Source organism: Streptomyces sp. NPDC034099 (genome assembly GCF_055575415.1).
Genome location: NZ_JBVISR010000011.1, coordinates 320,836 through 328,010, shown reverse-complemented (window position 1 = coordinate 328,010; position 7,175 = coordinate 320,836). Strand labels below are relative to the sequence as shown.

Sequence of the window (7,175 nt, the reverse complement as noted above, 5' to 3'; positions counted from 1 at the left end):
CCCCCGTTTTCCGAAAAACAAAACACAAGAAAAAAGCATCAACCCCCAACAAAACACAACCAACCCTTTGTTGGCGGGAACCCCCCAACAAGCGCCCTTCTCCTCCCCCCTCCCCCCCGCCCCCGCCCCTCGGTGCCTCGCCTGCCGCACGCTCTCAGACCAGCGCGGGCTCCTTCTCCTGCGCCGGGTCCTCCGCCCCGCCCCCTTCCACGTGCTGGGCCGGCCGCCTGGGCAGCGCGAACATCAGCAGGAAGATGACGGCCAGCACCGCGGCCACCCACCCCAGCGCGTTCTGGAAGGCGTCCACGTAGGCGGGGCCGATGCGGGCGGGGGTGAGGTGGTCGCTCATCGTGCCGAAGAAGACCACCGACACCAGCCCGAGTCCGAGCGCGTTGCCCATCTGCTGCACGGTGTTGATGAGCCCCGACGCCGCCCCGGCGTGCTCGCGCGGCACCTGGGAGAGCACCGCGTCGGTCAGCGGCGCGACGATCAGGCCCATGCCGAGCCCCATCACGACCAGCGGCGGCGCCATCTGCCAGGACGTGATGGCGAGCCCGTAGCGCCCGGACTCCCAGACGTAGAGGAGCACCCCGGCCGCCATCACCAGCGCGCCCGCCTGGAGCACCTTGCGCCCGAAGCGCGGGACCAGCTTCTGCACCGAGATACCGGCGGCCGTGGACACGGCGATCGAGAACGGTACGCCGGTCAGGCCGGCCCGCAGCGGGCTCCAGCCGAGCCCGTACTGCAGGTACAGCGTCCACACCAGGAAGAAGATGCCGAGTGCGACGCCGAAGACGGTCTGCACGGCGATCCCGGCCGCGAAGCTCTTCACCCTGAACAGCGACAGCTCCACCAGCGGCGAGCCGTCCCGCGCGCTCTTGCGCCGCTCGTAGGCGACCAGGACCGCGAGGACCACGACCGACCCGGCCATGGAGAGGAACCCCCACAGCGGCCAGCCCAGCTCCTCGCCCCGGGTGAGCGGGTAGATCAGCATCAGCAGTCCGAGGGTGACCAGCGCGACCCCGACCAGGTCCAGCCGCAGGGCGCGCGGCGCCTTCGACTCCGTGATGAAGCGGCTTCCGAGGACGAGGCCCGCGATGCCGACCGGCAGGTTGATGAGGAAGATGGGCCGCCATTCGAGCCCGAAGAGGTTCCACTCGGTGAGCAGGGCGCCCAGCAGCGGACCGGAGACGGCCCCGAGTCCGACGATCGCGCCGAACAGCCCGAAGACCTTGCCGCGTTCGTGCGCCGGGAAGGTGGCGTGCACGATCGACAGCACCTGCGGCACCATCAGCGCCGCCATGCCGCCCTGGAGGATGCGGGAGGCGACCAGCATCTCCGGGTTGGCGGCGAGCCCGCACAGCGCCGAGGCCAGGGTGAAGCCGCCGATGCCGATCAGGAAGACCCGCTTGCGGCCGTGGATGTCGCCGAGCCGTCCGCCGGTGATCAGACCGGCCGCGAAGGCGAGGGCGTAACCGGCGGTGATCCACTGGATCTGGCTGAAGGAGGCGCCCTCGTCCTTCTGGATGGAGGGGATGGCGATGTTGACGATGGTGACGTCCACCAGGTCCATGAACGCCGCGGTCATCACGATCGCGAGCGCGAACCAGCGACGCCGGTCGCCCGCGGCGGGCACGGCCGGCGCGGCGGGCGCGGCGGGCGCGGCGGGCGGGACGGGAGCCGGGCCGAGGGCCGGGTCGGGGGTCTGCTTGAAGGTCATGGAAGGAACCTAGGGGGCCAGTAGGTCGGATCGTGTCCTAGATCTGAGGCATCCTCGGACGCATGACGACGGACACTCCAGCCCGGCTGCTGACGCTCCTCTCGCTCCTGCAGACGCCCCGCGAATGGCCTGGCGGCGAGCTGGCCGACCGGCTCGGGGTCTCCCGGCGCACGGTCCGGCGGGACATCGACCGACTGCGTGAACTGGGCTATCCGGTCCAGGCGACGATGGGTGCCGACGGTGGCTACCGGCTGGTGGCGGGCAAGGCGATGCCCCCGCTCGTCCTCGACGACGAGGAGGCGGTGGCCATCGCGGTCGGGCTGCGGGCCGGCGCGGGCCACGCGGTCGCGGGCCTGGACGAGGCCTCGGTGCGGGCCCTGGCCAAGCTGGAGCAGGTGCTGCCGTCCCGGCTGCGGCACCGGGTCACCACGCTCCAGTCCGCGACCACGCCGCTGACCAGCGGGGACGGGCCGAGCATCGCACCCGAGACGCTGACCGTGATGGCCTCGACGGTGGCCGGGCACGAGCGACTGCGGTTCGCCTACCGCGCGGCGGACGGCAGCGAGACGCGCCGCGTGACGGAGCCGTACCGGCTGGTGTCGACGGGACGGCGCTGGTACCTGGTCGCCTTCGACCTCGACCGGGACGACTGGCGGACCTTCCGGGTCGACCGGGTGAGCGAGCCCTTCGCCACGGGGGCGCGGTTCGCTCCGCGGGAGCTGCCGACCGGGGACGCGGCCGAATACCTACGGCACTCGATGCAGCGCCGCAACGACTCCTACGAGATCGCGGTCGTCTTCCACGCACCGGCCGAGACCGTCGCCTCACTGCTGCCCCACTGGCTGGGAACGCCGGAGGCGGTGGACGGCCACTCGGCGTGCCTGGTACGGGCCACGGTGTCCGGCTCGGTGGAGTGGATCGCGGCCCGCCTGGCGACGACCGGCCTGGAGTTCCGCGTCCGCGAACCGGCGCAACTGGTGGACTGCGTACGGGAGCTGGGCGCCCGACTGGGCCGGGCGGCGGGGGCCGACTGACCGGCGGCGGGGCGAGCCCCAGGTCTCACCCCTGTTCCGAGGCGCCGTCCCCCCACGCGAACCCCCGCAGCACCTCCAGGTTGAGCAGTGCCTGGTCGAGGGGGCTGCGCGTCTCCTGGGAGGACGACGACGCCCAGTGCTCCGTCGCGACGCGTACGGCCGCGCCCGCCACCGCGGCCGCGAAGTGCAGCCGGGGTGAGGCGGCCAGCCGTGCGGCAACGTTGTCGTCGCCGCCGGACATCCGCGCGGCCAGCGCCTCCACCAGCCCCCGCTCCGTGGAGTGGCAGACCTCCGCCCACACCTTGCGCAGGGCCGGACTGCCCTCGGCGAGGCGGATGAGGACGCGGGCCCACTCCCAGGAAGGCGCCGACACACCGGCGCCGGGGGTCAGCGTGTGCCGCACGGCGTGTTCCAGGGCCGCGGACGGGGGCAGTTCGGCCGGGGCCTCGCGCACCGCCCGCACCCAGCGCTCGGCGCCCAGGGCGTAGAGCGGGGCGACCGCCTCCTCTTTGGCGGCGAAGTAGCGGTAGAAGGTGCGCGGGGCGACGCCCGCCGCCTTGGCGATGTCCTCGGCCCGGGTGGCCCGCAGGCCCTGGCCGGCGAAGAGGCGGGCCGCCGCGCGGGCGATCTCCATCCGGGTCTCGGCCTTGCGCCGCTCGGTCAGGGAGACCGACCCGACCGGGCCGACCGGGCCGACCGGCGAAACCGACCCCGGTCCGGGGTCGGGAAGTGCTGGAACCGTGCTGCTCACTTCGGCAGGCTATGCCGCTGTGGCAGAATCTGCCATCCGGCGGGCCACCCCGGGGTTCAGGTTCGGGGTGGCCCGCCTTCCGCTCCGCCCCGGCTCGCGGCCGGCCTCGTGCTCGCAAAAGAAGGAGCCGGGCTGCGGCACCCCGGGGGGGAGGGGCGCCGAGCCCGGCTCGGGAAGTCCCGGCGCCGGGGGGAGTGCGTCGGGACCTGGTCCAGTGTGCTGCGGTGGTGGCGCGGTGCGGGTGCGGGGTCGTCGCCCGGCCGCTGACCGGGGGGCCCGAACGTCTTGTTCCCGGCCCCCGCGAGTTGAAGCAGCGTTGTACAGCCATGTTTGCGCGGGGTTCGACCACCGGCGTACGCCCCATCCGCCACGTCACGCCCCCGCGTCACGCGGCGGCCGGGCCGCACGCCCGGCCGTCGTCCGGGCCACGTTACGCCGCGGCCTCGAAGCCGGTGTCGCGGGCCAGCTTCTTCAGCTCCAGCAGCGCGTGCTTCTCGATCTGGCGGATGCGCTCACGGGTGAGGCCGTGCTCCTTGCCGACCTCGGTCAGCGTGCGCTCGCGGCCGTCGTCGATGCCGTACCGCATCTTGATGATGGAGGCCGTGCGCGGGTCGAGGCGGCCGATGAGGTCGTCCAGCTCCTCGCTGCGCAGCAGGGTCAGCACCGACTGCTCGGGCGACACCGCCGAGGTGTCCTCCAGCAGGTCGCCGAACTGGGTCTCGCCCTCGTCGTCCACCGACATGTTCAGCGAGACCGGGTCGCGGGCCCAGTCGAGCACGTCGGTGACGCGCTCCGGCGTCGAGCCCAGCTCGGCCGCGATCTCGGCGGGCTCCGGCTCGCGGCCGTGCTCCCGGTTGAACTCGCGCTGCACACGACGGATCCGGCCCAGCTCCTCCACCAGGTGGACGGGCAGCCGGATGGTGCGCGACTGGTCGGCGATGGAGCGGGTGATGGCCTGGCGGATCCACCAGGTCGCGTACGTCGAGAACTTGAAGCCCTTGCGGTAGTCGAACTTCTCGACCGCGCGGACCAGGCCGGCGTTGCCCTCCTGGATCAGGTCGAGGAGCGGCAGACCGCTGCGCGGGTAGCGGCGGGCGACCGCGACGACCAGGCGGAGGTTGGAGCGGATGAAGACGTCCTTCGCCCGCTCGCCCTCGTCGATCAGGGCCTGGAGTTCCTCACGGGTGGCGTCCGCCCCGGTCTCCTCGTACCCTTCGAGGACCTGCCGCGCGAACACACCCGCCTCGATGGTCTGGGACAGCTCGACCTCCTTGGCGGCGTCGAGCAGCGGTGTCCGGGCGATCTCGTCGAGGTACATGCCGACCAGATCGCGGTCGGCGAGCTCGCCGCCGTTCGCGCGGACGCTGGTTGCCGAGCCGGAGGTCTCGCCGGTGGCGGACTTACGACGGGCGACGGCACGGGTTGCCATGCGTGCTCCCTTGCGATGGTGGTTCAGCGGGTGGTCCGGTGGACGCCCTGGCGCCTTGCGGGGTTGTCTCCGTGTCCCCAGCCCCTCTCGGGACTCTCCTCGGGTGCCCTGCATCCGATGGAAACAACGACTGGAATCCGGACAGAATTCCCAACCCGTCCCTCAATTTTTCTGATCATGCAGTACCCTGTGCCGCCACACGAGGAGGGGCGATGCTGTCAGGAACTGCGGAGGTCCAGGTCAGACCGGGAGGCGAGGACGATCTCAAGGCCCTCACCGCCCTCTACAACCACTACGTATGTGAGACGCCCATCACGTTCGACACCGAACCGTTCACCCCGGAAGAGCGCCGCCCTTGGCTGCTCTCCCACCCTGAAGACGGCCCGCACCGGCTGAGGGTTGCCACGGACGCGGACTCGCAGGAGATTCTGGGGTACGCCACATCCAGCCCTTATCGCGCGAAGCCCGCCTACGCGACCTCCGTGGAGACCACCGTCTACGTCGCTCCGGGGGCCGGCGGCCGCGGCATCGGCTCGCTCCTCTACACGTCCCTCTTCGACGCCCTGGCCGGCGAGGACCTCCATCGCGCCTACGCGGCCGTCGCCCAGCCCAACGAGGCGTCCGCCCGGCTGCACGCGCGCTTCGGCTTCCGGCACGTGGGCACCTTCCGCGAGGTGGGCCGCAAGTTCGGGCGGTACTGGGACGTGGCCTGGTACGAGAAGCCCCTGCAGTCACGGTAGGCACGTGGCCGGGCGGGGGCGCGCCCCGCCCGCGCTCAGCCGAACTGCACCGACCGCTTGGCCAGCCCCATCCAGAACCCGTCGATCACCGACCGCCGCGAGTCCAGCTCACCGGCCGCGTCCGCCGCGCCCATGGCCACGAACAGGGGGGCGAAGTGCTCGGTGCGCGGGTGCGCGAGCCGTCCCGCCGGGGACTTGTGGGCGAAGTCGAGCAGCCCGTCCACGTCCCCGCCCTCCAGCGCGTGCCGCCCCCAGTCGTCGAACTCCGCGGACCACGAGGGGATGCCGCCCTGGCGCAGTGCGGCGAGGTTGTGGGTGAAGAACCCGGAGCCGATGATCAGCACGCCCTCGTCGCGCAGCGGCGCGAGCCTGCGGCCGATCTCCATGAGCCGCGCCGGGTCCAGGGTCGGCATGGAGACCTGGAGGACCGGGATGTCGGCGCCCGGGTACATCTCGACCAGCGGGACGTAGGCGCCGTGGTCGAGGCCGCGGTCGGGGACGTCCTGGACGGGCGTGCCGGGGGCGCGCAGCAGCTTGCGTACGGACTCGGCGAGCGCGGGGGCGCCGGGCGCTGCGTAGCGCACCTGGTAGTAGTGCTCCGGGAAGCCCCAGAAGTCGTAGACGAGGGGGACGGTCCGGGTGGCGCCGAGGGCGAGCGGGGCCTCCTCCCAGTGGGCGGAGACGACGAGGATCGCCTTCGGGCGCGGCAGGTCCGCGGCCCACGCGGCCAGTTCGCCGGGCCAGACGGGGTCGTCGGCCAGGGGCGGGGCGCCGTGGCTGAGGTAGAGGGCGGGCATGCGCTCCGGGGCGGCGGTCATGGCCACCTCCAATGCTTGAACTCTCAATCTTTACGTGCCACCAATCTACGCCCAGTTTGTTTAACATTCAAGGAATCGTTTCGTACAGTGGGACCCATGAACGACGAACCCCGTTGGCTCACCGCCGAGGAGCAGCTCGTCTGGCGCTCCTACATCGAGGCCGCCACCCTCCTCGAGGACCACCTCGACCGGCAGCTCCAGCGCGACGCGGGCATGCCGCACGTCTACTACGGCCTGCTGGTGAAGCTGGCCGAGTCACCGCGCCGGCGGCTGCGGATGACGGAGCTGGCCAAGTACGCGAAGATCACCCGCTCCCGGCTCTCGCACGCGGTGGCCCGCCTGGAGAAGAACGGCTGGGTCCGCCGCGAGGACTGCCCCTCCGACAAGCGCGGCCAGTTCGCCATCCTCACGGACGAGGGGTACGAGGTGCTGCGCCGGACCGCCCCGGGCCATGTGAACGCCGTACGCCAGGCGGTCTTCGACCGGCTCACCCCCGAACAGCAGAAGTCCCTCGGCGAGATCATGCGGATCGTCGCCGAGGGACTTCAGCCGAGCGAAGCGGGTGCGGACCTGCCCTGGCTGCGCTGAGCGCGCGGCCGGGGCAGGTCCGGGGGAACCGTGCGTACGGGGCGTCCCCTCCCCGTACGCACGGGTGGAACAGGGGCCCGAGCGGGTATCGGGTA

The 7,175-nt window shown here is 72.1% G+C and carries 7 protein-coding genes; 3 read left to right on the top strand and 4 right to left on the bottom strand.

The window, feature by feature from the left end:
- Positions 1–154: 154 nt before the first annotated feature.
- The gene (locus tag ACZ56V_RS29770; RefSeq protein ID WP_468946515.1) at positions 155–1,720 is read right to left on the bottom strand and encodes an MFS transporter; all 1,566 of its coding nucleotides are present in this window, start codon (positions 1,718–1,720) and stop codon (positions 155–157) included.
- A 62-nt stretch (positions 1,721–1,782) separates the two neighbouring features.
- Here ACZ56V_RS29770 and ACZ56V_RS29765 point away from each other — a divergent pair, with 62 nt between their 5' ends.
- Entirely contained in the window at positions 1,783–2,754 is a 972-nt protein-coding gene (locus ACZ56V_RS29765; protein WP_398918593.1) for a helix-turn-helix transcriptional regulator, read from the top strand.
- Positions 2,755–2,779: 25 nt separating this feature from the next.
- On the opposite strand, the gene ACZ56V_RS29760 is transcribed toward ACZ56V_RS29765, so the two are convergent.
- Both ACZ56V_RS29760 and ACZ56V_RS29755 read right to left on the bottom strand, forming a co-directional pair.
- Positions 2,780–3,505: a TetR/AcrR family transcriptional regulator gene (locus tag ACZ56V_RS29760; protein ID WP_468946510.1), complete on the bottom strand. Its 726-nt coding sequence runs from the start codon at positions 3,503–3,505 to the stop codon at positions 2,780–2,782.
- Positions 3,506–3,935: 430 nt separating this feature from the next.
- The gene (locus ACZ56V_RS29755; RefSeq protein ID WP_030190975.1) at positions 3,936–4,934 is read right to left on the bottom strand and encodes a sigma-70 family RNA polymerase sigma factor; all 999 of its coding nucleotides are present in this window, start codon (positions 4,932–4,934) and stop codon (positions 3,936–3,938) included.
- A gap of 215 nt (positions 4,935–5,149) precedes the next feature.
- Between ACZ56V_RS29755 and ACZ56V_RS29750 the strand changes: the two genes are divergently transcribed.
- Complete coding sequence (locus ACZ56V_RS29750) at positions 5,150–5,674, top strand: GNAT family N-acetyltransferase (RefSeq protein ID WP_398918601.1); 525 nt, start codon at positions 5,150–5,152, stop codon at positions 5,672–5,674.
- A gap of 35 nt (positions 5,675–5,709) precedes the next feature.
- On the opposite strand, the gene ACZ56V_RS29745 is transcribed toward ACZ56V_RS29750, so the two are convergent.
- Positions 5,710–6,492 carry a dioxygenase family protein gene (locus ACZ56V_RS29745; protein WP_468946507.1) on the bottom strand — a complete coding sequence of 261 codons (783 nt, stop codon included), beginning with the start codon at positions 6,490–6,492 and terminating at the stop codon, positions 5,710–5,712.
- 96 nt (positions 6,493–6,588) lie between these two features.
- On the opposite strand from ACZ56V_RS29745, the gene ACZ56V_RS29740 reads away from it, so the two are divergent.
- Positions 6,589–7,080: a MarR family winged helix-turn-helix transcriptional regulator gene (locus ACZ56V_RS29740; protein WP_007388762.1), complete on the top strand. Its 492-nt coding sequence runs from the start codon at positions 6,589–6,591 to the stop codon at positions 7,078–7,080.
- The last annotated feature ends 95 nt before the right edge of the window (positions 7,081–7,175 follow it).